Origin of the sequence: Aestuariivita sp., from assembly GCF_021404545.1 — a bacterium.
Classification (GTDB): Bacteria; Pseudomonadota; Alphaproteobacteria; order Rhodobacterales; family Rhodobacteraceae; genus Aestuariivita.
In genome coordinates, this window is record NZ_JAAWWD010000041.1 from 67,802 (window position 1) to 94,377 (window position 26,576).

Sequence of the window (26,576 nt, forward strand, 5' to 3'; positions counted from 1 at the left end):
GAGCGCGAGCGCCCGGAGCCTGACGCTCCGGGCGTTTTTAGTTAAAGGGACAGATCATGGCAGACGCGGCGCGGGGCAAACCGATGCCTCACCAGGGGATTTTCGAGCCGTGGACCGATCCGGTCGCGAAACCGCTGATCCAGTTTCAGAACGTCACCAAACGGTTCGGCGACTTTACCGCGATCGACGATTTGTCCATCGACATCTTTGAAAAAGAATTCTTTGCCCTTCTTGGCCCTTCTGGTTGTGGCAAGACCACGCTGATGCGCATGCTCGCCGGGTTTGAGGCGCCGACCACCGGAACCATCCTGCTGGCAGGCGACGATATTTCGCCGATCCCGCCGAACAAACGGGCGGTGAACATGATGTTCCAATCCTACGCGCTGTTTCCCCACCTAAGCGTCTATGACAACATTGCCTTCGGGCTGAAACGCGAGGGGATGCCCAAACTCGATATCCACGCGCGGGTCGAAGAAATGCTGCGCCTCACGCGGCTTGAGCGTTTCGCCCGGCGTAAACCGCACCAGATTTCGGGCGGGCAACGGCAACGCGTGGCACTCGCGCGGTCGCTGGCCAAGGCGCCAAAGCTGCTGTTACTGGATGAGCCACTGGGCGCACTGGACAAGAAACTGCGCCAGGATACGCAGTTCGAGCTGATGGACATCCAGGAAAAGACCGGCACCACCTTTGTCATCGTCACCCACGATCAGGAAGAGGCGATGACGGTCGCCTCGCGGGTCGCGGTGATGGATGAGGGCAAGCTGATCCAGGTCTCGACCCCGGATGTGCTTTATGAAGATCCCCGCTCGGTCTATGTGGCCGATTTCATAGGCGATGTGAACCTGATCGAGGGCAAGGCCAAACCATCCGGCGACGGCATCGACCTTCACTGGGCCGAAGGACAGCCGGTCCTGCACTGTAAAACGGCCAAACCCTTTGGCGAGGGTCAGACCTGTCATCTGGCAATCCGGCCCGAAAAGATCGCCATTCATTCCCAGGAGCCCGAGGCGCGCAACAAGCTCTGCGGCAAGATCCTCGACATCGCCTATCTTGGCAACATTTCGACCTATCATGTGGAACTGCCCTCGGGCCATGTGATAAAGGCCCAAAGCGCCAATACCCGCCGCATCGCGCGCCGCACATTCACCTGGGACGACACCGTGTGGCTCAGTTGGACCGACACCGCCGGTGTCGCGCTGGAACGCTAGGTGGCGCGCCGCTTTCTGATCCTGGTGCCCTATCTGTGGCTCTTGGCACTGTTCCTGGTGCCGTTCCTGATCGTCCTGAAAATCTCGCTCAGCGATCCGGAAATCTCTATCCCGCCCTATACACCGACGCTGGATTGGCGCGAGGGTTGGGCCGGGTTCACCGATTTCCTCAGCCAGCTCGATTTTGAGAACTTCATCTTTCTGACCGAAGACGATCTGTATTGGAAAGCCTATCTGAGCAGCCTTCAGATCGCTGGGATCTCGACGGTCCTGACCTTGCTCGTCGGCTTTCCCATCGCGTACGGAATGGCCCGGGCAGCACCGGACTGGCGGCCCACACTTCTGATGCTGGTGATTCTGCCGTTCTGGACCAGCTTTCTGATCCGGGTCTATTCATGGATCGGCATTCTGGCGAACGAAGGCTATCTTAACCAGTTCCTGCTGGGCATCGGCGTGATCTCGGACCCGCTTACCATCCTCAACACCCAAACGGCGGTCTATATCGGCATCGTCTATACCTACCTGCCATTCATGGTTCTGCCGATCTATTCGGCGCTGGAAAAGATGGACGATTCACTGCTCGAAGCGGGGGAGGATCTGGGCTGCTCGCGTCTGTCGGCCTTTTGGCTGATCACGGTGCCGCTGTCCAAGGCCGGCATCATCGCGGGGTGTTTTCTGGTCTTCATCCCAACACTGGGAGAGTTCGTGATCCCGTCGCTTTTGGGCGGCTCCGAGACGCTGATGATCGGCAAGGTGCTGTGGGAAGAGTTCTTTAACAACCGCGACTGGCCGGTTGCCAGCGCCGTGGCCGTGATCTTGCTGCTGATCCTGATCATCCCGATCATCCTGTTTCAGCGCAACGAGCAGAAACAGCGCGAGGCGGAGGGGCAATGAGACGCTTTTCGTGGTTTAATGCCACCTCCCTGACGCTGGGCTTCGCCTTTCTCTATCTGCCGATGCTGATCCTGGTAATCTACAGCTTTAACGAAAGCCGGCTGGTCACTGTCTGGGCCGGGTTCTCAACCAAATGGTATGGCGAGCTCTTGGGAAACGAGCTGTTTCTCGATGCTGCCTGGGTGACGCTGAAAGTGGCTGTGATCTCTTCGACCATCGCGACGGTGCTTGGCACGATGGCGGCCTATGTTCTGGTCCGCTCCGGACGGTTTTCGGGCCGCACGCTCTTTTCGGGAATGATTTATGCCCCGCTTGTGATGCCCGAAGTGATCACCGGTCTGTCGCTGCTCTTGCTCTTTATCGGGATCGGGCTGGACCGGGGCGTGCTGACCATCGTTCTGGCGCACACAACGTTTTCAATGTGCTTTGTCAGCGTCGTCGTCTCATCCCGCCTGATCTCCTTTGACAGATCGCTGGAGGAGGCCGCGCTCGATCTCGGCTGCACCCCGTGGGAGGCGTTTCGGCTGGTGACCCTGCCGATCATCGCCCCTGCGGTGATTTCAGGCTGGCTCTTGGCGTTTACGCTCTCGCTCGACGATCTGGTGATCGCGTCCTTTACCGCAGGGCCTTCGGCAACCACGCTGCCGATGCGCATCTGGTCGAGCGTGCGTTTGGGTGTCAGCCCCGAGATCAACGCGCTCTCCACCCTGTTGATCGGGATTGTGACGCTGGGGGTGATTTCCGCGTCGCTGGTGTCGAAACGCAATCTGATGCGGCAGCAACAGGATGAACAGACCGCGGCGCGCACCGCATGAGGCGGATCTATTCGGACTATGCCTATGGCCCCGGCCCCCGCACGAATTGCTTTTGGGATGAAAGCGCGCTGGCCTTTGACTGGCCTGAGATGGACGGCGATGCCCGCGCAGATCTGTGCATTATCGGTGCGGGTTTCACCGGGGTGAATGCGGCGATCAGCGCGGCGCAGTCAGGCGCGGCGGTGATCGTACTTGAAGCCGAAACGCCCGGTTGGGGCGCGTCGGGGCGCAATGGCGGGTTCTGCTGTCTGGGCGGCGGCCTGCCGGAGCGAGCCAAGCTGACCCAGCGGTTTGGCGAGGCGAGCGCACGGGCGTATCACAATGCCGAACTGAGCGCTGTGTCCCATGTCGCGGATCTGCTGAGCACATACGGGATCGACGCGGATGTCCATTCCGATGGCGAAACCCAGCTTGCCCATAAACCCAGCCGAATGGGAGAGCTGGAGGCGTCGGCCCGGGACTTCGAACGGACCTATGGCAAACCGGCCCGGATCCTGCGGGCCGCCGATCTGGCGGAGGCGGGCCTGGACGGACCATTCCATGGCGCGGTCAGCATCCCCACCGGCTTTGCCCTGAACCCGCGCAAGTACATCGACGGGATCTTGCAGGTCGCACGGGATCTGGGCGTTCGGATCATGGCCCGATCCCCCGCCACAGGGCTCAGCCGACAAAGCGGCGAATGGCATGTGGTAACGCCAAAGGGCACAGTGCGCGCCGATAAGGCCCTAATCGCGACAAACGGGTACTCCAGCGAAGATCTGCCCGACTGGATGGCCGCGCGGTATATGCCGACCCAATCCACAATCGTCGTCACCCGACCGCTAACGGGGGATGAAATACAGGCCCAAGGCTGGACGAGCCAGCAGATGAGCTATGATACCCGTCACCTGCTCCACTATTTTCGCCTGATGCCGGACAACCGCTTCCTGATTGGCATGCGCGGCGGTTTGACCGCCACCCCGGGTAGCGAGGCGCGGGCGCGGGCCAATGTGCGTAAGAACCTCGCCCAGATGTTCCCGGCCTGGGCAGAGGTCGAGATCACCCATCAATGGTCCGGCATGGTCTGCCTGTCGCCAAAGTTTCTGCCCTTCGCCGGAGAGGTGCCGGAACATCCCGGCCTGTTGGCCGGGTTCGCCTATCACGGTAACGGTGTCGCAATGGCCAGCTATATGGGACACCTTCTGGGGCGGCTTGCGGTTGGCGAGCGCGCGGAGATCATCCCCGACGCCATCCGCGCCGATCCCGGCCGGTTTCCCTTGGGGCGGGCCCGGCGTGCGGTGATGCCGCCTGCCTATGCCCGGTTCTGGCTTCAGGATCTCTGAGGATCTCGCAATACCCAAAGGCGCGAAGGACAATCCCGCGGTGATCAGGCCCTGACCAGAGCGGCCCACACCAGATGTACCCAGGTGTCGCTTTACCTGGGCGACGCCCTGTCTGGCCAATCCGGCAGGGCCCGCAAAGCGGGCTCACCGGTTGCAAGCGATTGCCAACTGGATCAAGGTAGGGCGACCTAGCAGCGATCAAGTGACCACGGGTCGATAGGGCAAGACGCGATTTTTGCGCCTTGGTTCATAAGATATTTGGAGCAAGCAATGAAATTGATCCGCCGTTTGCTTGGCAAGACACATCATGACGATCCAATCACCGCCGAAGAACGGTTCATCATCAAGAAATGCATTCGGGATGGAGATATCGTCCTCGACGTGGGCGCCCATCATGGCAAATGGTCCGAAGAAGTTCTCAAAAGCAAAGAGGTTGAGATACACGCGTTCGAAGCCTCCAGCGAAGCAATGGCCGTCTTGAAAAATCAGATCGCGGACCGCTGTGTGCTGAACTGGAATGCGGTGACCAACAGAAATGAAGAGCTGACATTCCATGTCTACCGCGACGATGCGCGGTTAAGCTCGTTGCATCGCCGACTGAGTGTCGAGGAAAAGCTGCTTGGATCGGGGTTCGACAAGATCGCTGTTCCAGGCATCACTCTGGATACCTATTGGGCCGACAGATCTGAGCGGATCCGGTTCCTGAAGGTCGATGTCGAGGGTGCGGAATACGATGTGTTGCGCGGAGCGGCCACGCTGCTGCGTCGGGGTCAGGTCGATTTTCTCCAATTTGAGTATGGCGGCACTTTCCTGGATGCAGGTACATCACTCAGGAATGTCTGGTCTTACCTGCGGCGCTTTGGCTATCGGGTCTTGCGTGTCGAGGGCGCAAAACTGTCTGAGCTCAAGACCTTCCGCGCCGCGCACGAAGATTACGGGTATTCAAACTACATTGCGGTGAACGCGCGCCTCATCAAACCGTTCACCGGTGTGGGCGATGAGATCGAGCTTGATTTCGACCGCCTTGCCCAATTCGGCATTAAGGTCAGGGGTGCGCTCCATGTCGGTGCCCACCAAGGTAATGAGATTACGACCTATCGAAAGCGCGGCATCAGCCCGGTTGTGTTCGTGGAAGCAAATCCCGATCTGGCATCGGCGTTGCGTGATCGCTTTGCCTCGGACCGGGATATCACCGTTATCGAAGCCGCGGCCTCCGATACCGAAGGCACGGCAGGCTTCAACATCACGTCGATGGACCAGTCGAGCTCGCTCCTCGACCTCAGGGATCACGCAACGCTCTATCCCAAGATCGGCGTGGAACGCCAGATCACCGTCCGAACAGCGCGGCTCGACGATCTGCTGGCCGAGCAGGGTTTGGATATGGCCGCAATCAATTTCATCGCCATGGACATTCAAGGCGCCGAGCTTCTTGCGCTCCGCGGCGCGCAATCCGCGCTGAAGGGCATCGAGGCCCTCCAGCTCGAAGTGAACTATTCCGAACTCTACGAAGGCTGTCCGTTGATCGATGACATTGACGCGTTCTTGCACGAACGCCAGTTCATTCGGGTGATGACCAACACACCCTATAGTGAGGAATGGGGCGATGCGCTTTATGTAAAGCGCCCGATGATCACCTGTTCATCCATCGGATCCGTAGGCCGGTTCGCCAATCACCTTTTTCAGTATATGTTCTTGCACAGCTACGCCGCCGATTATGACTATGACGCCGTCAATCCCGTTTGGGCGGGCGACGACATCTTCAATGTCCGGCCCGGGGCGGCACAGCTTCCTGAAATGCCTAACGTTCTGGCGGAAGACGGGTATGAGCTCTCTGACACCAATATCGCGAATGACCCCGACGTCCGCCCCGCAACTGATTTCAATGGCTTTTTCCAGTACCACACGCGCTATTACTGCCCCCACAAACACCTGATAAAGAAGCATTTTTCCTTCAAAGGGCCATATGCGCAGCGCAGTGCGGACCTTAGAGCGCTTTTTGAACGCCAAGGCGGGCCTGTCGCTACCATTCACCTGCGCCGTGGCGATTTCGGAACCGGCGTGTTCTTTGTTGCCCCCGAAGACTGGTATACCAACTGGCTGAACGATATCCGAGAGATACACCCGGATCTTTCAGTCTATATCGCGTCGGATGACATAAGCTCGGTCTTGCCGTCATTCTCCGATTTCAAGGTCCTGACTGCGGGTGACTTGCCCACATCAAACCTCCAGCATGAATTCTTCACAGATTTCGCCGCGCTCACGCTGGGGGATTTCGTCGCCATCTCCAATAGCTCGTTCTCGTTCTCCGCATCCATGCTCAACGAAAGCTCCCAGCTCTTTGTTAGACCCGATCTTGTGCAACGCAAGCTCGTCTCCTACGAACCCTGGAATGCGCCTGTTCTTCTGCGGGATCTCGAAGCCGAGGAAGCGGGGGAGGAGTTCATGAGCGAAAAGGCCAAAGGACGATCGAAATACAAGATGCGCAAAATCCGCAAGCGGCTTGGCGGTAGATGAAGGTCTATTTCATTAACCTCGACCGCGTCCCGGAACGGGCCGAGTTCATGTTCCATCAGCTCGCTCAGGCCGGTATTCCCAATCCGATCCGGTTTTCGGCCATCGACGCCGCGCGAAACCCGAAGGCCGAAGGGTACAAGCCCCAAAGCTGGGGGCCTTACTGGACGCTCAAACCATCCGAAGTGGCTGTTGTGGAAAGTCATCGCGCGATCTGGGCGAAGGTTGCAGCCAGTGACGCGCCCGCCGCGATCTTTGAAGACGATGTCTACCTCTCGCGAACCACGGGTCTGGTTCTCGCATCGCTTGCATCATGCGGGGCCGGATTTGATATGGTCAAGCTCGATGCCGTCGGAAAGCCGATCCGTCTCGGGCCGGATCGGGTGCTGGATGGCCAGGCGCTGCGCCCCTTGCTCGAAGTCGTGCCCAGCGCCGCCGGGTATCTGGTGTCGCCACAAGGCGCAACACAGCTGTTGCAACGCTCACGCACATACTGCACGCATCTGGACGATTTCATCACCCAACCGGAGCCGGGCTACAGCGCGTTGCAGCTGATGAACGCAATCGCGATCCAGGGCATGTTCGCCGATCTCAGCGGATGGCCCGGCCCGCACAAGCTGGTTGAGACAAGCGAACGGACCACAGGGCGCAACCGGGCCGAGCCCTACGCACGGGGCCCGGCGCTTTATCGTCTGAAGAAAGAGCTTGGCCGCGCCTCAAGAAAAATTTCGCGCAGGCTCGTGACCGACAGGGCACTAAAACGGCGGGGCGGCAAAATCGGGTTTGTCGATCTGGCACCCGACCTGCCACCCTATCGGCAGTAGCTTTGTGCGCAGTTGGGCGGCGTTGGCCGCCCCGGCGCTCGGGTTTTTCCGTCGGAAGGCACTCCCGCAGGATCATCCCACGCTCTGCTGCGTGCAATCTGCCCCGTTTCACCGGCCTGGATCGCCGAGATTGCCTAAAAACTGACCACATTGCGTTGAATGGGCGCTGCGCATCCAAAACAGGCCGACCCGCGATTGCGCGCAGGCGAAAGCTGGTATTTTTGTCTGACCGTGTCAGAACGGATGTCCATTGTTATCGTCGAAGCCGACAGGGACCGCGCATTGCAGATTGTCGACAGTCTGCGGCAGGCCGGCGAGTATGACATTCATGTCATTGGCCAAACCGCTGGGCTGGCGCGCCAGATCAAGGCGCAGCAACCCGACATCGTTCTGATCGATCTCGCCAACCCGTCCCGCGATACGCTGGAGGAGCTGGCCCTCGCCTCGAACCCAATGGAACGGCCCGTTGCGATGTTCGTGGATCGCTCGGATGCCGGATTGTCGGGTGCGGCCATCGAAGCCGGGGTGTCGGCCTATGTCGTTGACGGCATGCAGCCGTCGCGCGTCAAACCGGTTCTCGATGCGGCCATCGCGCGGTTTCGCGTGTTTCAACGGATGCGCACGGAACTTGCCGAGACGAAGCGTGCCCTCGAAGAGCGTAAAGTGATTGATCGCGCCAAGGGCATGATCATGAAAGCCCGCCAGGTCGAGGAAGAAGAGGCTTATGCCCTCTTGCGAAAGGCGGCGATGGATCAGGGCAAGCGGGTCGCAGACGTGGCACTGGCGCTGGTCACATCGGCGGGGCTTTTGTCATGAGGCCCTCAACGCTTTCGGTTGGATTCATGCCCTTGGTCGATGCCGCACCGTTGATCGTGGCCCAAGAAATCGGCTTTGCCGCCGAAGAAGGGATATCTCTCGATCTCAGGCGCGCGCCCTCGTGGTCCAGCCTGCGGGATATGCTGAGCTTTGGTCAGGTGGATGCGGCCCATATGCTTGCGCCTGTGCCAGTCGCCGCAGCGATGGGGTTGGGCGGGGCAGGCAGCGCCCTGACTGCGGTGTCCGTCCTGTCGATGAACGGCAATGTCATTGGCGTGAATCGCGCGCTTCAGGCCCGCCTGCAAGAGATCGGTCATGACTTTGCCTTTGACGATGCCCGCGCGGCGGGGCTTGCCCTCTTGCAGGCCAGCGACACACCGCTTCGGGTGGGCGTGCCCTTTCCAACGTCGATGCATGCCGAGTTGGTGTTTTACTGGCTCAACGCGCTGGGCGGCGCCGCGCCGGACCGGGTGGAAATCCACACGGTCCCGCCGCCATTGATGACCGAGGCTATTGAAACGGGCGAGATTGACGCGTTCTGCGTGGGTGAGCCCTGGGGATCGCGCACCGTGGATCGCGGCGTCGGAGCGTTGCTGCTGCCTGGCGCGGCGATCTGGGCCTTTGCCCCGGAAAAGGTGCTGGCCGTGCGCCAGGATTGGGCGGAAACCGAACGCGCTCTCTTGGGCCGCCTGATCCGAGCGGTGTGGCGTGCCGGCAAATGGTTGGCCCAGGAGGGATCCGCTCTCTTGACGGCTGAGCTGCTGAGCCGACCGGCCTATCTGGATGTGGCGCCCGAGCTGATTGACCGCGCCTTGTCGGGGCGTCTGGCCATCAATTCAGCCGGTGAGGAGCGCACGGTGTCCGGCTTTTTGGAGTTTTCCCGGGGCGCGGCCAACTTTCCCTGGCGCAGCCAGGCCGAGTGGATCGGGCGGCAGCTCAGCCAGCGCACCGGCCTGGACGCACTCCCCGCGCAAGAGCGCGCGCGGGGGGTGTTCCGCTCGGATCTGTTTCGCGCCGCACTTGAGGGAACGGGCGCCGATTTGCCCGGTGCATCATCCAAGCTGGAAGGCGCGCTGGAGGCCGACACGGCGGTGGCGTCTGAAAAAGGGCGGCTGATTCTTTGCCGTGACCGGTTCTTTGACGGACGCGTTTTTGAACCTGACGATGAAAAGCGCCTAAATCTTACGCATGGACCCGAAGGTTAACGCCGCAACGCAGCAAAATTGTCGCAGGCCAGTTTGTTTCCGCTTGGCCGATCACCAGAGACACCTTCATGGTTGGTCCATGGCAGGCAATGACGTCGGCCACCGAAATACCTCCCTTAGTCAGGGACGCGTCCACTGACAGGACGCATTCTGAGCAAAGCCGCTTGACCTTCCGCCACTCCTCCCGGCGGACCTGGTCAGCGGCTTTTTTTTGTTTGCCCGATCCTTCGGGCGCAGGACCGAAAGGACCGGTTTATGAAGACATTTTTTCTTGGATTGACGGCAGCGTTCGCGCTCTCCACTCCCGCCCTTGCACAACCGCTTAACCTGGAAAAGGACGAGCTGACCTTCGGCTTTATCAAGCTGACAGACATGGCCCCCTTGGCCGTTGCCTATGAAAACGGCTATTTCCTGGACGAAGGGCTGTTTGTCACGCTCGAAGCGCAAGCAAACTGGAAAGTCCTTCTGGACGGGGTGATCAGCGGCCAATTGGACGGCGCGCATATGCTGGCCGGACAGCCGCTGGCCGCGACCATCGGCTATGGCACGCAGGCGCATATCATCACCCCGTTTTCCATGGATCTGAACGGCAACGGCATCACCGTGTCAAACGAGGTCTGGGAGATGATGAAACCCGGCATCCCCAAAATGGCGGATGGCCGCCCCCAACATCCGATTTCCGCCGAGCACCTCGTGCCGGTGGTCGAGCAGTTCCGTGCCGACGGCAAGCCGTTCAACATGGGGCAGGTGTTCCCCGTCTCCACGCATAACTACGAGTTGCGGTATTGGCTGGCAGCAGGCGGTTTGCACCCGGGGTTCTATTCGCCCGACAATGTCACGGGTCAGATTTCAGCGGATGTGTTTCTGTCTGTGACACCGCCACCCCAGATGCCTGCGACGCTGGAGGCAGGCACGATCTCGGGCTATGCCGTGGGCGAGCCGTGGAACCAGCAGGCGGTGTTCAAGGGCATCGGCGTGCCGGTGATCACCGACTATCAGCTATGGAAGAACAATCCCGAAAAGGTGTTCGGCATCACGGCTGAATTCGCCGAACGGTACCCCAACACGACCCTGGCCGTCACCAAGGCGCTGATCCGTGCCGCGATCTGGCTGGATGAGAACGACAACGCCAACCGCCCCGAAGCGGTCGAGATCCTGAGCCGGGCGGAATATGTCGGCGCGGATTACGATGTGATCGCAAACTCCATGACCGGCTTTTTTGAATTCGAGAAGGGCGACAAACGCGATATTCCCGATTTCAACGTGTTCTTCCGGTACTATGCCACATACCCGTTCTATTCCGATGCGGTTTGGTATCTGACCCAGATGCGCCGCTGGGGTCAGATCGCCGAAGACAAGACGGATGCGTGGTATGACCAGATGGCGCGCAAGGTCTACAAACCCGCGATCTATCTCGAAGCCGCCCGCATGCTCGTCGACGAGGGGCTGGCGAATGAGGCGGCGTTTCCATGGGACAGCGATGGCTATAAGGCGCCCACGCCCGCGGCCGACATCATCGACGGTATCGGCTATGACGGCCGCACGCCCAACGCCTATCTCGAAAGCCTGCCGATTGGCCTCAAGACCGGCCAGATTGTGACAGGCGCGGGTGTCGAGGGCGGGTAATCCCGCCCCGGCAGAGCCCCTGCCCAATCCAGACGGCGGGCTCTGCCATCCCGGTCAAAAGGGCCGCGCGCTCCTTTGAAACCTCACCAATCAATCACACACTCCGCAGCCCAGATCGCTGCATCGCAAAACGGATACGAGAGCCATGACCGCCATCGACCCGATCACCGCCCCGGCCCCAGACCGCGACGCACGGCGCGCGCGGCTCTTTACCCGGATCAATGCCGCTGACAAGTGGTTTCAGGTTCTGGGCCTTGCCTGGCTGACACCGCTGCTGAAAGCCGCCGCAGGAGATAACCCTCGGGCGCAAATGAAAGAGCTGTGGCGCCTGGCCGCTGTGCCGCTGATTGCCATCGGTTTGTTCCTGGCCATGTGGGGCACGCTGGCGCCGCAGGTTCAGACGTCGCTGGGTGCGGTCCCGGGACCGCAGCAGGTCTGGTCCGAGGCGCTGAATCTGCATCAGGACGCACAAGACAAGGCCGCCAAAGAAGCGAAATTCCACGAGATGGTCGCAGCACGCAATCAGCGCCTGATCGATGCGGGCCGCGCGGATGAGGTCAAACAGGTCGCCTATACCGGGGCACCGTCCTACTACAATCAGATCTGGACCTCGATCCAAACGGTGTTCTTCGGCTTTCTGATTGCCACGGCAATCGCTGTTCCGCTTGGCATCGCGGCAGGCCTCTCTCCCACGGCCAACGCAGCGCTCAACCCGCTGATCCAGATCTTTAAACCGGTCTCACCGCTGGCCTGGCTGCCGATCGTCACCATGGTCGTCTCGGCGGTCTACGTCACCAATGACGGCTGGTTCGCAAAGTCCTTTCTGGTATCGGCCATTACCGTGACGCTCTGTTCGCTCTGGCCGACGCTGATCAACACCGCACTGGGGGTGGCAAGCATCGACAAAGATCTGGTCAACGTCTCCAAGGTTCTGAAGATGACGACATGGACCAAGATCACCAAGCTGGTCCTACCGTCGGCGCTGCCGTTGATTTTTACCGGGCTGCGCCTGTCTCTGGGCGTCGGCTGGATGGTTCTGATCGCCGCCGAAATGCTGGCGCAAAACCCCGGCCTGGGCAAGTTCGTCTGGGATGAATTTCAGAACGGGTCATCCTCGTCGCTGGCCAGGATCATGGTGGCGGTGTTCACCATCGGGATCATCGGCTTCCTGCTGGACCGGGTGATGTATGCGCTGCAATCGCTCTTCACCTTCACGAATAACCGGTGAGCGGCATGAGCGTTCTGGCATTTCAAAACGTCTCCAAAGGGTTCGGCGACACACCGGTCCTCCGTGACATCAACCTTGAGGTGCGGGAGGGGGAGTTTCTGGTGCTGCTGGGCTTTTCCGGCACCGGCAAGACCACGCTGATCAACATGATGGCAGGTCTGGATAGACCGACGAAAGGGGCCGTGACCTTCAAGGGCCAGTCCGTCACCGGACCCGGCCCGGAACGTGGGGTGGTCTTTCAGAACTACTCCCTGATGCCGTGGCTGACAGTGGCCGGCAATGTGCGGCTGGCGGTGGATGCGATCTTTCCTAAAATGGGCGCGCGACAGAAGGCCGAGAAGGTCGCCCACTATGTTCAGATGGTGGGTCTCAGCCACGCGGCAAGCCGCCGTCCGGCTGAACTCTCCGGTGGCATGCGCCAGCGTGTGAACGTCGCACGCGCCCTGGCAATGAACCCCGAGGTTCTGCTGCTTGACGAACCGCTCTCGGCCCTCGACGCGCTGACCCGCGCCAATCTGGCCGATGAGATCGAACGGATCTGGGAGGCGGATCGCAAAACCTGCGTCTTGATCACGAATGACGTGGATGAGGCGATCGTTCTGGCCGACCGCATCATTGCGCTGAACCCGGACGGAACACTGGGCGCGCAGTTCGAGGTGACCATTCCCCGACCGCGCGACCGTACCGCGATGAACCATGATCAGACGTTCAAGCAGCTGCGCTCCGAGGTCACCACATACCTGATGGAGGGCGGGATCGAAGCCAAGGTCGAAGGCACCCGGCTTTTGCCCAATGTGACGCCCATCCATGGGGTGCCCATCGCTGTTGCGGATGCGCAAAAAGGGATGATCAAGGGCCGCTTCCTGGATTTCTCACAGCTTCACAAGGTCTATCCCACGCCCAAGGGGCCGTTGACCGTGGTCGAGGATTTCGACCTCAAGATCGACCGGGGCGAGTTCATTTCCCTCATCGGCCACTCGGGCTGCGGAAAATCCACCGTTTTGACAATGGCGGCCGGTCTCAATGAGATCTCCAAGGGCGCGATCAAGCTTGATGGGCGGCATGTCGAGGGCGCGGACCCCGAGCGCGCCGTGGTGTTCCAGTCGCCCAATCTGTTCCCCTGGCTGACAGCCAAACAGAATGTGGCGATTGGCGTCGACAAGGTCTATCCCAAGGCCAGCCAGGCCGAAAGGCAGGATGTGGTCGAATACTATCTCGAACGTGTCGGGCTGGCGGATGCGATGGACAGATCGGCCGATGATCTGTCCAACGGGATGAAGCAGCGCGTCGGCATCGCGCGCGCCTTTGCCTTGTCACCGAAACTGCTCTTGCTGGATGAACCGTTCGGCATGCTCGACAGCCTCACCCGGTGGGAGTTGCAGGAGGTGCTGATGGACGTGTGGTCGCGCACCAAGGTCACCGCGATCTGCGTCACCCATGATGTGGACGAGGCGATCCTGCTGGCCGACCGGGTGGTCATGATGACCAATGGTCCACACGCCACCATCGGTAAAATCACGTCTGTTGACCTGCCGCGCCCCCGCACCCGCAAGGCGCTGCTGGAGCACCCGAATTACTATGCCTACCGGCAGGACGTGCTGGATTTCCTGGAAGAGTACGAGCATGGCGCCCAGCCCAAACCGAAATCCCCGGCCCCCAAGCCGATGGCGGCGGAGTAAAGATCATGAGAAAGCAAAGACTAATCGTCATAGGCGCGGGAATGGCGTCGGGCCGGGTACTGGACCATCTGATCGAGGCTGACCCGGACGCCTTTGACATCACGCTCTTCAATGCCGAGCCGCGGGGGAATTACAACCGCATCATGCTGTCTCCGGTGCTGGCAGGCGACAAAAGCTATGAAGAGATCGTGACCCATGACGATGCTTGGTACGCGACCCACAACGTGGCTTGCCGGTTTGGCGAGGCGATTGCGCGCGTCGATACCGCCGCCAAGGCCGTCACCACCCAGACGGGCGAGGTTTTGGCCTACGACAAGCTTCTATTGGCTACCGGGTCGACCCCTTTCATAATCCCGTTGCCGGGCCACGATCTGGACGGTGTCATCGCCTATCGCGATCTTGAAGACACCCGCAAGATGATGGCCATGGGACCGGGCAACCGAGTGGTGGTTATCGGTGGTGGCCTTCTGGGACTTGAGGCCGCAGCAGGCATGGCCGCGCGCGGTGTCGATGTGACGGTCGTGCATATCATGGGACACCTGATGGAGCGTCAGTTGGACGAAACCGCCGGATTTCTTCTGCGCACATCGCTGGAGGAGAAGGGCATCACGATCCTGTGCGGCGCGAACTCGCAACAGGTCCTGGGCGCAGATGGCCATGTCCGCGCGCTGAGGCTGGATGACGGGACCGAGCTGCCCTGCGACCTGCTGGTGATGGCGGTTGGCATTCGGCCCAATGCGGCGCTCGCTCAGACCGCCGGACTGGCCGTGGGGAAAGGCATCCATGTGGATGACCAGATGATCACCTCCGATAACGATGTGCTTGCGGTTGGTGAATGCGTCGAACATGACGGCGCGCTTTTTGGACTGGTGGCGCCGCTCTATGATCAGGCCAAGGTCGCGGCACAGACGCTTTTGGGGCAGCAAGCGGCGTTCACTCAAAAAAGCCTCTCGACCAAGCTCAAGGTCACAGGGTGCGATCTGTTCTCGGCTGGAGATTTCGCCGATGGCACGGGGAGAGAGGACATCGTCTTCCGCGACCCCGCACGCGGCATCTACAAGCGCCTGGTGATCGAAGGCGACCGGCTGATCGGTGCGGTGATGTATGGCGACACCGCCGATGGCAACTGGTTCTTTGGTCTGATCCGCGATGCCACCCCGATCGAACAGATGCGCGAGACGCTGATATTCGGACCCGCCTATCAGGGAGGGACCCAATCGGACCCTCTCTCAGCCGTTGCAGCCTTGCCGCGTGATGCGGAGATCTGTGGTTGCAACGGCATTTGCAAAGGCACCATCACCGATGCAATCGCGGGCGGGGCGACCGATCTGGTGGCCGTGCGAACAGCGACGAAAGCCAGCGCCTCCTGCGGGACCTGTACGGGGCTGGTCGAACAGCTCTTGCAGGTCACGCTGGGCGATGCGTTCACGATCCCGGCCAGCCAGACCCTGTGCGGCTGCACCACGCTCAGCCATGAAGATGTGCGCCGACTGATCAAATCCCGCGCGTTGCAGTCCCAGCCAGCCGTTTGGCAAGAGCTGGGCTGGTCAACCCCGAACGGCTGTCATATCTGCCGACCGGCAGTGAACTACTATCTTCTGGCGGACTGGCCGCTGGCCTATCGCGACGATCCGCAAAGCCGGTTCGTGAACGAACGCAAACACGCGAACATTCAGAAAGACGGTAAGTTCTCGGTCGTGCCGCGCATGTGGGGCGGAATTACGACCCCAGCCCAGCTGCGCGCGATTGCGGATGCCGCCGAGCGCTTTGATGTACCGACGGTCAAGGTGACCGGCGGGCAGCGGATTGATCTGTTGGGGGTCAAGGGCCCGGACCTGCCCTTGATCTGGGCCGATCTGAACCGGGCGGGGCTGGTCTCGGGACATGCCTATTCCAAGGGATTACGGACGGTAAAGACTTGTGTAGGAACCGATCACTGCCGGTTTGGCACTCAAGACAGCACGGGTCTGGGCATCAAGCTGGAAAAGATCCTCTGGGGGGCGTGGACACCGCACAAGCTCAAACTCGCCGTCTCGGGCTGTCCGCGCAACTGTGCCGAGGCCACCTGCAAGGATATCGGGGTTGTCTGCGTCGACAGCGGCTATCAGATCGGCATCGGCGGGGCCGCTGGAATGGATGTCAAAGAGACCGAGCTTTTGGCGCAGGTCCCGTCCGAGGAGGAAGCCATCGAGATTGTCGTCGCCGTGACACAGGCCTACCGCGAAGGCGCCAGGTATCTGGACCGGATCTATAAATGGCTGGGCAAAGTCGGCCTCGACTGGGTGAACGAGACCGTCGTGGACGATCTGGAGAACCGCAAGGCATTGGTGGCGCGGTTTGAGCTGAGCCAGTCGATCTACCGCAAGGACCCCTGGGCCGAACATACTGTGGATGCCAAGAAATACGCACCCTTGGCGGATCTGACAATGGAGGCGGCGGAATGAGCTGGATTGATATCGGACATATCGACGACATTCCGCTTCTCGGCGCGCGGGTGGTGAAAACGCCCGTCGGCTGTGTGGCGCTTTTCCGCACCGGCAAGGCCGAGGTCTTTGCCGCATCGAACACTTGCCCGCATAAGCGCGGGCCGCTCTCCGAAGGGATCGTGCATGGCCAGAAGGTTACCTGCCCGCTCCACAATTGGGTGTTTGACCTCAACACCGGCCTGGCGCAGGGCGAGGATGGCCAGATCGCGGTTTATCCCGTGCGGCTCGACGGGGGGCGTATCCTGCTGAACGCTGCGGCCATCGGAAAACGGAGCGCTGCCTGATGGACGGCAGCGGGATGCCCGAAACACGTTCAACCTGCCCCTATTGCGGGGTGGGGTGCGGTGTGCTTTTGCGCCCCGACGGGCAAGGCGGGCTGACGGTGCGTGGCGATCCCGACCACCCGGCCAACATGGGGCGCCTATGCTCAAAAGGGGCCGCGCTGGGTGAAACCGTGGGCCTTGAAGAGCGCCTGCTGACGCCGCAGATCAACGGCGCCAAAGCCAGTTGGGATCACGCTCTCGATCTGGTGGCAAAGACCTTTCGGACGACGATTGCCAGTCATGGGCCCGACAGCGTCGGGTTCTATGTCTCGGGCCAGCTGCTGACCGAAGACTACTATGTCGCCAACAAGCTGATGAAGGGCTTTATCGGATCGGCCAATATCGACACGAACTCCAGACTGTGCATGGCCTCGACCGTTGCGGGCCAAAAACGGGCCTTTGGCACCGATACGGTGCCCGGCACCTACGAAGACCTCGATGAAGCCGATCTGGTGGTGCTGGTGGGGTCGAACCTCGCCTGGTGTCATCCGGTGCTCTACCAGCGCGTTCTGGCGGCGCGCGAGGCGCGTGGCACCCGGATCGCGGTGATTGATCCGCGCCGGACGGCGAGCTGCGATGCCGCCGATCTGCATCTGGCGCTGGAGCCGGGCAGTGACGTGGCCCTATTCAACCATCTGTTGACCCGGATCCACGAATGCGGCGCCTTGGACCGCACGTATCTGGCCCATGTCGAAGGATTTGACGATGCGGTGACGGCGGCCTTTGCCGATGATGTTTCGGTGACCGGGCTGGACCGCCAGGACATCGCGGAGTTCTGCGATCTCTGGGTGGGCACGGACAAGGTGGTCACCGTCTTCAGCCAGGGGGTGAACCAGTCGTCGTCCGGCACGGACAAGGTGAACGCCATCCTGAATTGCCATCTGGCGATGGGGCGCATCGGGCGTTTGGGATCGGGCCCGTTTTCCGTCACGGGCCAGCCCAATGCCATGGGAGGGCGCGAGGTTGGCGGGCTTGCCAATATGCTGGCCTGCCATCTGGATCTGGAAAGCGCCGAACACCGCGCGACTGTGCAGGAGTTTTGGAACGCGCCGTCTCTGCCTGACGCCCCGGGCCTCAAGGCCGTCGAGATGTTTCGCGCCGTGGCACAGGGGGGGATCAAAGCGCTCTGGATCATCCACACCAATCCCGTCGTGTCGATGCCGGATGCAGATGCGGTGCGCAAGGCAATCGGCGCATGTGACTTTACGGTTATCAGCGACATCACCGCTCAGACAGATACCGCACGGTGCGCGGATGTGGTTCTTCCCGCCACCGGCTGGGCCGAGAAGACCGGCACCGTCACGAACTCGGATCGCACGATCAGCCGCCAACGCGCGGTTCTGGCGGCCCCTGGTCAGGCGCGTCACGACTGGGCGATCCTTGCCGATGTCGGGCGGCGGATGGGGTGGCCGGAAGCGTTCGACTACGATAACCCCGCAGAGATCTTCCGCGAGTATGCGGCACTTTCGGGGCGGGCCGCCCAGATGGGACGCGATTTCGACATTTCAGGCCTGCGCGACCTTGATGACCGGGCCTATGACGGTCTCGATCCCGTGCGCTGGCCGGTAGGTGCCGCGCACCACAGCGGACGCTTTTTCACGCATGGCGGGTTCTTTCACGCCAACGGTAAAGCGCGGATGCTGCCTTTGCGCTGGCGGCCACCTGCGGCGCGGGTCACGGCGCGCTATCCGTTCCGATTGAACACCGGCCGCATTCGCGATCAGTGGCACACAATGACCCGCACCGGCCTTGCCGCGCGCCTGTCAGCCCACCTGGCCGAGCCATATGTCGATCTCCATCCCACGGATGCCGCCGCTCTGGGGGTCGGGCGGGCCGATCTGGTCGCGCTCGAAAGCCCGCAGGGCAAGGCGATCCTGCGCGCGCGGATCACCGACGCGCAAAAGCCCGGACAGCTCTTTGCGCCGATCCATTGGACCGGCGAAACCGCCCCCTCGGGACGGATCGACGCGGTGGTTGCCGATGTCACCGATCCTGTGTCAGGCCAGCCGGAAAGCAAGGCCGCAATGGTTGCGGCCAGACAGTTCGCAGCGGAATGGTATGGCTTTGCCGTCTCGACCCGGCCTGTGCATCCGCGCGCTGCGTATTGGGCTCGGGCGCGTACCCAGAGGGGTTGGCGCCTGGAACTGGCCGATACGCATAAGGTTGCCGATTGGGAGGCCGAGGCGCGCCGCCTCTTTGACCTTCCGGATGCAGGGATTCAATCGATCAAGGACACCGCAAGGGGATCGGTTCGACTGGCGTTTCACCAGCACGGGCGACTGAGCGCTGCGCTCTTTGTGTCCCGCACGCCGGTGGCCGTGATGCGCGACTATCTTTGCGTTATGACCGGCGGCCCGGCACCCGACATTCTGACAGGCAGACCGCCCGCCGATCGGCCCGACCCGGGGCCCACACTGTGTGCCTGTTTGTCTGTCGGAGTGAACACGGTTCTGCGCGCCATCGAGACCGACGGCCTGATGAGCGTCGATGAGATCGGTCAGGCGCTTGGCGCGGGCACCAATTGCGGCGCGTGCAAACCCGAATTGGGCGCATTGCTTGCCACGGTCCCCGCCCGGGAGGCTGCGGAATGAACCTTTCGCCATATGTACATATCCTTGGGCGCGGGCCGGGCCGATCGCGCGGCCTCACCTCGACCGAAGCACGGGAAGCGATGCGGATCATGCTGTCGGGCGGGGCCGATCCCGAGGCGGTCGGGGCGATCCTGATGCTCTTGCGGATGAAGGGCGAAACAGCCGATGAAATCGCGGGCTTTGCGACAACCGTCCAAGCAAGCCTGGGGCCGCTGCCGCCAGTCGATCTCGACTGGCCCAGCTATGCCGCAGGGCGCAGCCGTGGGTTGCCGTGGTTCTTGATGTCGGCAAAGCTGGTGGCGCTGTCCGGTCACCGCGTGCTGATGCATGGGTGGAACGGTGCGGACCCTGCTGTGCGAGCAGGTCTGACAATCGCGGGCATTCCGGTGGCAAAGAGTATTGGTGCCGCCGCCAAGGATCTCGACCGAGGCGCAATCACCTACCTGCCTCTGGAAATCCTGTCACCGCCGCTCTTGGCTCTCTTGCGTCTGCGCGATGTGCTTGGGCTGCGCTCCTGCATCAATACGGTGGCCCGGATGCTTAACCCGGCCGGTGCCCCGGCAAGCGTGCAAGGCGTGTTCCACCCGGCCTACCGCAGCTTGCAGGCGGATGCGGCCCGCCTGTTGCGCTGGAGCAGCCTGACCGTGATCAAGGGCGGAGGGGGAGAGTTCGAGCGCAACCCCGCCAAACCCGCGACCTGCTTGGGTCTGCGGGCGGGTACCCCCTGGCAAGCAGTAAGTCCCGCCTCTTTCACCTGGGCTCGACCTTCGGGCGATGAACCGAAGGATCCCGCGCGGCTGAGGCGGCTGTGGCAGGGCACATCCGAAGATCCGTTTTCCGAGCAGGTCGTTCTGCGAACTGCGGAGCTGGCACTTGACACGCTTGGAGTGACCGAACCGCGCGCCCTGGCCCAAGATCTCTGGTCCGGGCGCACCCGGTCCCGCGCCGCCTGAAGGAGACCTCCCGATGAAAAGCTTTCCGATGTTCATCCGCACCACCGGCAGACGGGTGGTTATTGCCGGCGGCGGCGAACAGGCTGCCCAAAAGGCCCGCCTGATCCTCAAGACCGATGCGCAGATCACGGTGGCGGCGCCATCACTTGATGCCGAACTGGCCGATATCGTGGCGCAAGGGCGCGCCAATCTGCATGGCGGGCCGATCACGCCGGACTTCTTTGGCGGTGCCGCGATGGCCTTTATCGCTACGGGATGTCCCGGCGTCGATGCCAGCCTGCATGCGCTCGCGCGGGCGGCTGGATGCCCGGTCAATGTCGTTGATCAGCCAGCGCTTTGCGATCTGACGACGCCGTCACTGGTGGATCGCGATCCCGTTGTCGTGGCGATCGGCACCGAGGGAACCGCACCGGTGCTGGCCCGCCAGATCAAGACCCGGATCGAGGAGGCCTTGCCCCCCACGCTGGGGGGGCTGGCCGCCCTGGCTGGACGCCTGCGCGGAACCGTCGCCGCCGGCGTGCCCCGCGCCCAAAGGCGCGCGTTCTGGCGTTGGGTCTTTTCTGACGCACCGCGCCATGCATGGATCTCTGGACGGGAGCGCGCAGCCGCGAGGCAGATCAAGGCCGCGATTGCGGCGGGGCATGCTCCGGAAGCCGCCAGCGGCGGCTCCATCGCGTTGATCGGGGCGGGACCCGGCGCCAGAGATCTCCTGACGTTGCGTGCCGTTGCGCGCCTGCAAGAGGCCGATGTGATCTTTTACGACCGGCTGGTGGATCCCGAGGTGCTGGAACTGGCCCGGCGCGACGCGGCACGTGTCTTTGTCGGCAAGGTGGTCGGCGCTTCGGCCTGGCCGCAGGAACGGATCAATGCCCTGATCGTGGCCGAAGCTGAAAAGGGCAGGCAGGTCGTTCGGCTGAAATCCGGCGATCCAGGTATATTTGGCCGCGCGGGCGAGGAAATCGCCGCGGCCCGGTCCTGCGGTATAGCGGTGGAGATCGTGCCCGGCGTGACGGCTGCCTGCGCGGCGGCGGCAAGCGCCGGGATAAGCCTCACTGAACGCGGCAGGTCCGACACGCTGGTCCTGGCGACCGGCACTGGGGCGGACGGCATGGCCCTGCCCGAGAGTGTGCGGATGAGCACACCGGGCACCAGCACAGCCTTTTACATGGCAACCCGAAAATCAAAGGAGATCCAGACCGCGCTGTTGACCAGCGGGTGCCCGGCCAATGCGGCATTTACCCTTGCTGTCGATGTCTCCAAGCCGACCGAGCGCGTGTTCAACGGCACTGTGTCAAAGCTTCATGCCACGATCGCCCGTCACAAGATCAGCGGCTGTGCGATCATCCTCGTGACCTGGCCATATCAACAAGCCGCCCTTGCACAGCCCGCGCCCACCACACGACATCCCGCGACGAATGCGCTGCGTGGCGTTGCGTGACAGGTCGGTTGGACGCCGTTAATCGGATAGGATTTGCATCCCTCTGCCTTTGGGGCCGATCCCCACATCCCGGCGGCTGTCACTCAGGCGAACCGATGATCGGGCGCAGCGGGCAAGCCTGAGCCACGCAGCCCCGGCCTGCCATCGCCAATCTGCCTTTATGCCTGACCGAACCCAGCGTCAGAACTTATAGATCAGGCCAAAACCGACGCTATAGGTGTTATCCTTCCGCACCAGCGGGCTGTTCTCGATCTCCCGATCAAGCATGGAGTACTCGACACTGCCCACAAGCGCGGTTCTTTCGGTCAGCGGCATGGCAAGCGACACGCTCACAAAGGGTTCAACCGTCCGGCCCACATCATAGGCCGGGCGATCGGCCGTCGCCTCATCCTTGGAGACGCCGACCAGATAGTTGCTCAGCTTGCTGTCTCGAAGCCGCGCGCCCATACCCGCGTCAATCGCGACCCGACCCGCCTGAACCGTGGTGCCGATCCTGGTCTCGATCTCATAGCCTTCGTGTTTTGACGAGATATCATGGAGCATCGACCCCGACACATAGAACCTGTCGGACGAATAGGTGAGGCTGAAACCGGCATCGAGCGCTGAGTCCCGGTCCAGCCCATCAAAGAGTGGGGTATCGTCTGGAAAATCGGGCGACAACCTGGGAGCAAGCATCAACGCGGCCTCGAACCTGTCGGTCTGAATGGCACGGTAGGTGACCCCATCAAACCCGATACTCAGCCGGTCGGTTGAATAGGACAGAAGGGGGGCGGCACCCAGTTCGCTGTCCTCGCCTTTGTAAAACCCGCTCGAATAGCCCGCAATCGCGCCTATGGTCCATTCTCCGCCGCTCAGGAGCCCATCGGCAAAGGCGGATGCGGGTACAATGATCGCTGCGGCGCAGAACGCCATCAAAGGGTGGGTGGATTTCATTTTGTTCGATCCTGTGAATTGGTGATATGCGTGCCGCTCTGATCAATCTGCGTCGCGATGTCGTCTCTTTGGGTCGGGAAGGACGTTTTCGGACCACAGATCAGGCCAGTTTCCAGCACGCCCGCAGGGCGGGGGCGGGATCCGGCGCAGACGCGATCTTGTGCTTTCCTACCGGGCCGAACATGGATTAAGGAGGCTTGGCCTTACACATCTGGGCGGCACCCCGGTATCTGTGCGATGCCGCCAAACTCTGTCTTTGCTTGGGTCCGAGACATGACCAATACTGAGATCTTTTTGCTCGGATCAGCGGCATTCATGTGCGGCCTGTCGCTGATCTGCGCGGCACTTCTCTTTCTGCAGCGGACCCACAGGCGCGTCTACTGGCCTCTGGCCCTGTTCTTTGTGGCCGAGACCCTGATCTCGATCCTCACGATGGTCGGGCTGATCGCCGGGCCGAGCACATACCCATTGTTGGCCAGGCTTTCAAACGCACTCACGCTTCCGATTGCAATGACGCAGGCGCCCCTCTTTTGGCTCTATGTGCGCGGCCTGACATCGGAGGAGGAGCACGAGGCCATTGCGCACAGAATGCTTCATCTCTTGCCGCTTCTTGCGGCCGGGGCGGTGGCGGGGCTTTACCTGATCTTGCCCTTGACGGTGATCGACGGGACCGCGCAGGTCCCAGCCTGGGTTGGGTTTGTGATCGCCTCTGTCTATGCGGTGGCTGTCCTCTATTACCTTCAGGTCGCCACCTATATCGTGATGACGATCCGGTTGCTGACCACTTACAACTCACGTCTCAAGGACCTCTTCGCCAGTACTGAACGGCGCGAATTGGGTTGGGTGTGGTGGATTGCCGTGGCGGTGGCGTCTTATTGGTTCTTCAACATTGCCGTGATCGTGCTGCAACTTTCCGGGGTCTGGCCATGGGCCGCGCCGGTGATGCACGCCGAAATCCTCAGCCAGGTGATCAGCGCGGCCCTGATATGGGTCATCGCGCTTTGGGGCTTGCGTCAGAAACCGGGTCTTGTCCGGCAAATCGATGATGGCAGCCAGGACAGGCGGCACCAAGCGGCCGATGCCGCCAAATACAGGAACTCCGCGCTCACAACGGATCATGCCGAGCGAATTGCCGCCAAGATCGAGAGGGCGATGGCCCGCGATCTGATGTACCGGGACCCGAACCTGTCGTTGTGGGATTTGGCCCAACATATTGGTGCAACCTCCAACTATGTGTCGCAGACCCTGAACGAAACGCTGGAAGAGAGCTTCTTCGATTATGTCAATCGCTGGCGTATCAAGGACGCGCTGGATCGGATGAACACATCGCAAGAGACCATTCTGATCCTGGCTTATGATGTCGGCTTCAACTCGCGGTCGTCTTTTTACAAGGCCTTCAAGCGCGAAACCGGCATGACCCCGTCGCAGTTCCGCAGACGGGGTAAGAGCGACATCGGTCAGGCGTCCGATGCCCTGCCCGAACCGTCCGGTACGCTGACTTAGATCGGCTCTCGGTTCGTCCGCTGCCGACGCGCGCTCCCCTGGATGACTGACTCTGGCTCCAAGGATGTGTCCGAACCTATCGTGAAAGACGACACAAGGCCCGGCATGGCCCATCTAGCCCTCGAACGTGCGGACGGGAAGGCCGAGGATCATGGCTGCCCGGACCCTGCGCGCGCAGAAAAGACCGGTCATCAAAAAGGTCGACCACATGAGAGCAGAAATGCGAAGCGTCACCGCATTGCGCATCGGTAAAACCGTCCTGATCCTGGCGGGATGTGACAGGATCGGCGATCGCGCTTTGCCGGACCTGTGGGTGCTGGACCCCATATCTGTTGTGTCGGAATTGCGGTCCCTGAACACCGGTCGGACAGACACGGATCTGCGGGGGATGCTCGATCTGACACGGATCGGCGTGATCGGCCAGTCCTTTGGCGGGGTCGCATCGACACGGTTCTGTAACCTCGCACCGGTCTGCCTGGCGTCGATCAACATGGATGGAACCGACCGCGCGGCATTTGGCGAACGGCTTGAGAGGCCGCATCGGCCGTACTTTTCCGACGGCGGCGGGCTGATCGCGGACATCATCCGGGATGGTGGCGCATCCGACGACACGACACGCGCGCTGATCCGGCAGATCGTGCCCGACCAGGAGATCCACGAGATCCATGCGCTGATCAGCGCGCGCCAGCAGGACCCTTTCGTTCTGACCCTCAAGGACATCACCCAACAGGGTTTTGTGCTGGGTTGGTTGGGGACGCATGATTTCCGGCCGGGCAAAAAACGGCGGTACGCCGCACTTGCGCAAGCCTCCATCGCGTTTCTCGACAGTTACTTCAAACCGCGGGAAACCCGTACCGCGAACCCCAGACTGTGCCGTGCCCTCAAGACCACTGCCAATATGAGGGCGGATCATGCGCAGAGCTGCGACTAGAAACGGCGAGTGGCGCTGTCCGGCGGGTTTGAGCAATGGGCGTACCCGACCACATCGAGGCCGGGGCGCATCACCCGTCCGGGAAAGCGGTTGGATCACAGGCCAGTTCCATCGCGAACTGGGTGCGCAGGATGTCTTTTGCGGTCTTGACCGGCATGACCGTCTCACTCAACAGCACATGCCCCGCCAGACCGTCGATCAGCGCGCAGATCCGCCAGGCGACAAGGCTCGTGTCCGCGCAGGCCCCATGCCCGCCCGCCACGACACGGTCAAGGACACGCATGACGACACCGTGCCACCTGCGATAGGCCTCGTGGATCACCACCGCCAGATCAGGGTCGCGACGCGCCTCGTCGATTGCATTCAGCCACAGGCTCCAATGGCGCATCTCTTCATCCACCGCCAGCCAGTCGATGAACTGGGGGACCACGCGGGCGGTCTCAGTCTCGGAAAGAGACTTCTCGAGATCGTCAATCTCCCTGAGTACCGAATAGCGCACCGCCTCGGCTCGCAGGCCCTGCCAGGACTTGAAATAATGGTGCAACAGTCCCGATCCAACGCCCAGGCGGCGTGTGACATCACGGGTGGCGGCCTGCGCGAGCCCCCTTTCAAGGATGACCTCATGGGCCGCCTCGATGATTTGTTGCCGACGATCAGCGCCGGAAATACGCGCCATGCACATGCTCCTTGACAAAGGTTTTGCGATTGAGCAACTGCTCAACTGAGCAATCGCTCAACAATATGCAGGAGTGGAACAGATGATTGAGAGTGTCAATGTTGTTGTGATCGGTGGCGGTGCTGCGGGCCTGGCGGCTGCGGTCGCGGTAGAAGCTCAGGGTCTGAGCTGTCAGATCCTGGAGGCGCGCTCACGCCTCGGCGGTCGGGTTCATACCACGGCGCTGGATGGCGTCGGCATATTCGACCGTGGCGCGCAGATGGTGAATGGCGACATGACTGCGGTCCTGGAGCTTGCCCGTCAGGCGGGGCTCGATTGTTCTCCGGTGCCTCGAACCGGCGCCAGTCTCTGCGTGGTGCAGGGCGAGGTAATCCCCCGCGAGGATCTGATCTCGGCGGATGAGATCTATGACCTTCTCGACGCACAGGTTCTGCAGTGGGACAGCCCAAGGGAGCTGGTGCGCGCCCTGCGCCAGACCTACCTGTGGGGGACAACCCCGTGGGACGACCTGGGCGAGGCAGGGGGCAGCGTTTGGAACCCCTTGAACGCCCGAAAGGCGCCACAAGAAAGACTTGCCCCGCCCCCAGACCCATGGCTGCTATGGGTAGAGGAAG

General features: G+C 61.6%; 21 protein-coding genes. 19 read left to right on the forward strand and 2 right to left on the reverse strand.

From position 1 onward, the window contains the following. Positions 1–56: 56 nt before the first annotated feature. From HEP69_RS14425 to cysG, 16 genes are all read left to right on the forward strand, one after another. Complete coding sequence (locus HEP69_RS14425; RefSeq protein WP_290559244.1) at positions 57–1,208, forward strand: ABC transporter ATP-binding protein; 1,152 nt, start codon at positions 57–59, stop codon at positions 1,206–1,208. After that, complete coding sequence (locus HEP69_RS14430) at positions 1,209–2,102, forward strand: ABC transporter permease subunit (RefSeq protein WP_290559245.1); 894 nt, start codon at positions 1,209–1,211, stop codon at positions 2,100–2,102. Then, the gene (locus HEP69_RS14435) at positions 2,099–2,917 is read left to right on the forward strand and encodes an ABC transporter permease subunit (protein ID WP_290559246.1); all 819 of its coding nucleotides are present in this window, start codon (positions 2,099–2,101) and stop codon (positions 2,915–2,917) included. Before HEP69_RS14430 ends, HEP69_RS14435 begins: the two co-directional genes overlap by 4 nt. Continuing rightward, positions 2,914–4,239 carry an FAD-binding oxidoreductase gene (locus tag HEP69_RS14440; protein WP_290559247.1) on the forward strand — a complete coding sequence of 442 codons (1,326 nt, stop codon included), beginning with the start codon at positions 2,914–2,916 and terminating at the stop codon, positions 4,237–4,239. Before HEP69_RS14435 ends, HEP69_RS14440 begins: the two co-directional genes overlap by 4 nt. A 270-nt stretch (positions 4,240–4,509) precedes the next feature. Next, positions 4,510–6,753, forward strand: coding sequence for an FkbM family methyltransferase (locus tag HEP69_RS14445; protein WP_290559248.1), 2,244 nt, complete (start codon positions 4,510–4,512; stop codon positions 6,751–6,753). Continuing rightward, positions 6,750–7,574 (forward strand): glycosyltransferase family 25 protein, encoded by an 825-nt coding sequence (locus HEP69_RS14450; protein ID WP_290559249.1) that lies wholly within the window; start codon positions 6,750–6,752, stop codon positions 7,572–7,574. The genes HEP69_RS14445 and HEP69_RS14450 overlap by 4 nt, the downstream gene beginning before the upstream one ends. A 231-nt stretch (positions 7,575–7,805) precedes the next feature. Then, complete coding sequence (locus tag HEP69_RS14455; RefSeq protein WP_290559266.1) at positions 7,806–8,390, forward strand: ANTAR domain-containing protein; 585 nt, start codon at positions 7,806–7,808, stop codon at positions 8,388–8,390. After that, positions 8,387–9,595, forward strand: coding sequence for a CmpA/NrtA family ABC transporter substrate-binding protein (locus HEP69_RS14460; protein WP_290559250.1), 1,209 nt, complete (start codon positions 8,387–8,389; stop codon positions 9,593–9,595). The genes HEP69_RS14455 and HEP69_RS14460 overlap by 4 nt, the downstream gene beginning before the upstream one ends. Positions 9,596–9,850: 255 nt before the next feature. Next, a complete protein-coding gene (locus tag HEP69_RS14465) occupies positions 9,851–11,221 on the forward strand; it encodes a CmpA/NrtA family ABC transporter substrate-binding protein (protein WP_290559251.1) in 1,371 nt (456 codons plus the stop codon). 145 nt (positions 11,222–11,366) lie between these two features. Further along, on the forward strand, positions 11,367–12,449 hold the full coding sequence (locus HEP69_RS14470) for an ABC transporter permease (RefSeq protein ID WP_290559252.1): 1,083 nt from the start codon (positions 11,367–11,369) through the stop codon (positions 12,447–12,449). A 5-nt stretch (positions 12,450–12,454) separates the two neighbouring features. After that, entirely contained in the window at positions 12,455–14,128 is a 1,674-nt protein-coding gene (locus HEP69_RS14475) for an ABC transporter ATP-binding protein (protein ID WP_290559253.1), read from the forward strand. A 5-nt stretch (positions 14,129–14,133) separates the two neighbouring features. Further along, the gene (gene nirB / locus HEP69_RS14480; protein ID WP_290559254.1) at positions 14,134–16,572 is read left to right on the forward strand and encodes a nitrite reductase large subunit NirB; all 2,439 of its coding nucleotides are present in this window, start codon (positions 14,134–14,136) and stop codon (positions 16,570–16,572) included. Next, complete coding sequence (gene nirD / locus HEP69_RS14485; protein ID WP_290559255.1) at positions 16,569–16,898, forward strand: nitrite reductase small subunit NirD; 330 nt, start codon at positions 16,569–16,571, stop codon at positions 16,896–16,898. Before nirB ends, nirD begins: the two co-directional genes overlap by 4 nt. Positions 16,899–16,912: 14 nt before the next feature. Continuing rightward, the gene (locus HEP69_RS14490; protein WP_290559256.1) at positions 16,913–19,528 is read left to right on the forward strand and encodes a nitrate reductase; all 2,616 of its coding nucleotides are present in this window, start codon (positions 16,913–16,915) and stop codon (positions 19,526–19,528) included. Then, positions 19,525–20,481, forward strand: a complete 957-nt coding sequence (locus HEP69_RS14495) for a glycosyl transferase family protein (protein ID WP_290559257.1) — start codon at positions 19,525–19,527, stop codon at positions 20,479–20,481. The genes HEP69_RS14490 and HEP69_RS14495 overlap by 4 nt, the downstream gene beginning before the upstream one ends. A 13-nt stretch (positions 20,482–20,494) precedes the next feature. Next, a complete protein-coding gene (gene cysG / locus HEP69_RS14500) occupies positions 20,495–21,919 on the forward strand; it encodes a siroheme synthase CysG (protein ID WP_290559258.1) in 1,425 nt (474 codons plus the stop codon). Between the two features lie 180 nt (positions 21,920–22,099). Here the strand turns inward: cysG and HEP69_RS14505 are convergent, their stop codons facing one another. Continuing rightward, positions 22,100–22,852: a MipA/OmpV family protein gene (locus tag HEP69_RS14505; RefSeq protein WP_290559259.1), complete on the reverse strand. Its 753-nt coding sequence runs from the start codon at positions 22,850–22,852 to the stop codon at positions 22,100–22,102. Positions 22,853–23,125: 273 nt separating this feature from the next. Between HEP69_RS14505 and HEP69_RS14510 the strand changes: the two genes are divergently transcribed. Next, positions 23,126–24,355, forward strand: a complete 1,230-nt coding sequence (locus HEP69_RS14510) for an AraC family transcriptional regulator (protein WP_290559260.1) — start codon at positions 23,126–23,128, stop codon at positions 24,353–24,355. A gap of 208 nt (positions 24,356–24,563) precedes the next feature. Then, on the forward strand, positions 24,564–25,286 hold the full coding sequence (locus tag HEP69_RS14515; RefSeq protein WP_290559261.1) for a hypothetical protein: 723 nt from the start codon (positions 24,564–24,566) through the stop codon (positions 25,284–25,286). Between the two features lie 70 nt (positions 25,287–25,356). On the opposite strand, the gene HEP69_RS14520 is transcribed toward HEP69_RS14515, so the two are convergent. Further along, the gene (locus HEP69_RS14520; RefSeq protein ID WP_290559262.1) at positions 25,357–25,962 is read right to left on the reverse strand and encodes a TetR/AcrR family transcriptional regulator; all 606 of its coding nucleotides are present in this window, start codon (positions 25,960–25,962) and stop codon (positions 25,357–25,359) included. Positions 25,963–26,044: 82 nt separating this feature from the next. Here HEP69_RS14520 and HEP69_RS14525 point away from each other — a divergent pair. Continuing rightward, on the forward strand, positions 26,045–26,576 hold a 532-nt coding region (locus HEP69_RS14525; protein ID WP_290559263.1), incomplete at its 3' end, for an FAD-dependent oxidoreductase.

Coding starts and splice junctions, on each gene's coding strand:
- HEP69_RS14470 (WP_290559252.1), top strand. CDS start 11,367: ATGACCGCCATCGACCCGATCACCGCCCCGGCCCCAGACCGCGACGCA.
- HEP69_RS14425 (WP_290559244.1), top strand. CDS start 57: ATGGCAGACGCGGCGCGGGGCAAACCGATGCCTCACCAGGGGATTTTC.
- HEP69_RS14490 (WP_290559256.1), top strand. CDS start 16,913: ATGCCCGAAACACGTTCAACCTGCCCCTATTGCGGGGTGGGGTGCGGT.
- HEP69_RS14450 (WP_290559249.1), top strand. CDS start 6,750: ATGAAGGTCTATTTCATTAACCTCGACCGCGTCCCGGAACGGGCCGAG.
- HEP69_RS14475 (WP_290559253.1), top strand. CDS start 12,455: ATGAGCGTTCTGGCATTTCAAAACGTCTCCAAAGGGTTCGGCGACACA.
- HEP69_RS14435 (WP_290559246.1), top strand. CDS start 2,099: ATGAGACGCTTTTCGTGGTTTAATGCCACCTCCCTGACGCTGGGCTTC.
- cysG (WP_290559258.1), top strand. CDS start 20,495: ATGAAAAGCTTTCCGATGTTCATCCGCACCACCGGCAGACGGGTGGTT.
- HEP69_RS14520 (WP_290559262.1), bottom strand. CDS start 25,962: ATGGCGCGTATTTCCGGCGCTGATCGTCGGCAACAAATCATCGAGGCG.
- HEP69_RS14460 (WP_290559250.1), top strand. CDS start 8,387: ATGAGGCCCTCAACGCTTTCGGTTGGATTCATGCCCTTGGTCGATGCC.
- HEP69_RS14505 (WP_290559259.1), bottom strand. CDS start 22,852: ATGAAATCCACCCACCCTTTGATGGCGTTCTGCGCCGCAGCGATCATT.
- HEP69_RS14515 (WP_290559261.1), top strand. CDS start 24,564: ATGAGAGCAGAAATGCGAAGCGTCACCGCATTGCGCATCGGTAAAACC.
- HEP69_RS14440 (WP_290559247.1), top strand. CDS start 2,914: ATGAGGCGGATCTATTCGGACTATGCCTATGGCCCCGGCCCCCGCACG.
- HEP69_RS14465 (WP_290559251.1), top strand. CDS start 9,851: ATGAAGACATTTTTTCTTGGATTGACGGCAGCGTTCGCGCTCTCCACT.
- nirD (WP_290559255.1), top strand. CDS start 16,569: ATGAGCTGGATTGATATCGGACATATCGACGACATTCCGCTTCTCGGC.
- nirB (WP_290559254.1), top strand. CDS start 14,134: ATGAGAAAGCAAAGACTAATCGTCATAGGCGCGGGAATGGCGTCGGGC.
- HEP69_RS14510 (WP_290559260.1), top strand. CDS start 23,126: ATGACCAATACTGAGATCTTTTTGCTCGGATCAGCGGCATTCATGTGC.
- HEP69_RS14495 (WP_290559257.1), top strand. CDS start 19,525: ATGAACCTTTCGCCATATGTACATATCCTTGGGCGCGGGCCGGGCCGA.
- HEP69_RS14445 (WP_290559248.1), top strand. CDS start 4,510: ATGAAATTGATCCGCCGTTTGCTTGGCAAGACACATCATGACGATCCA.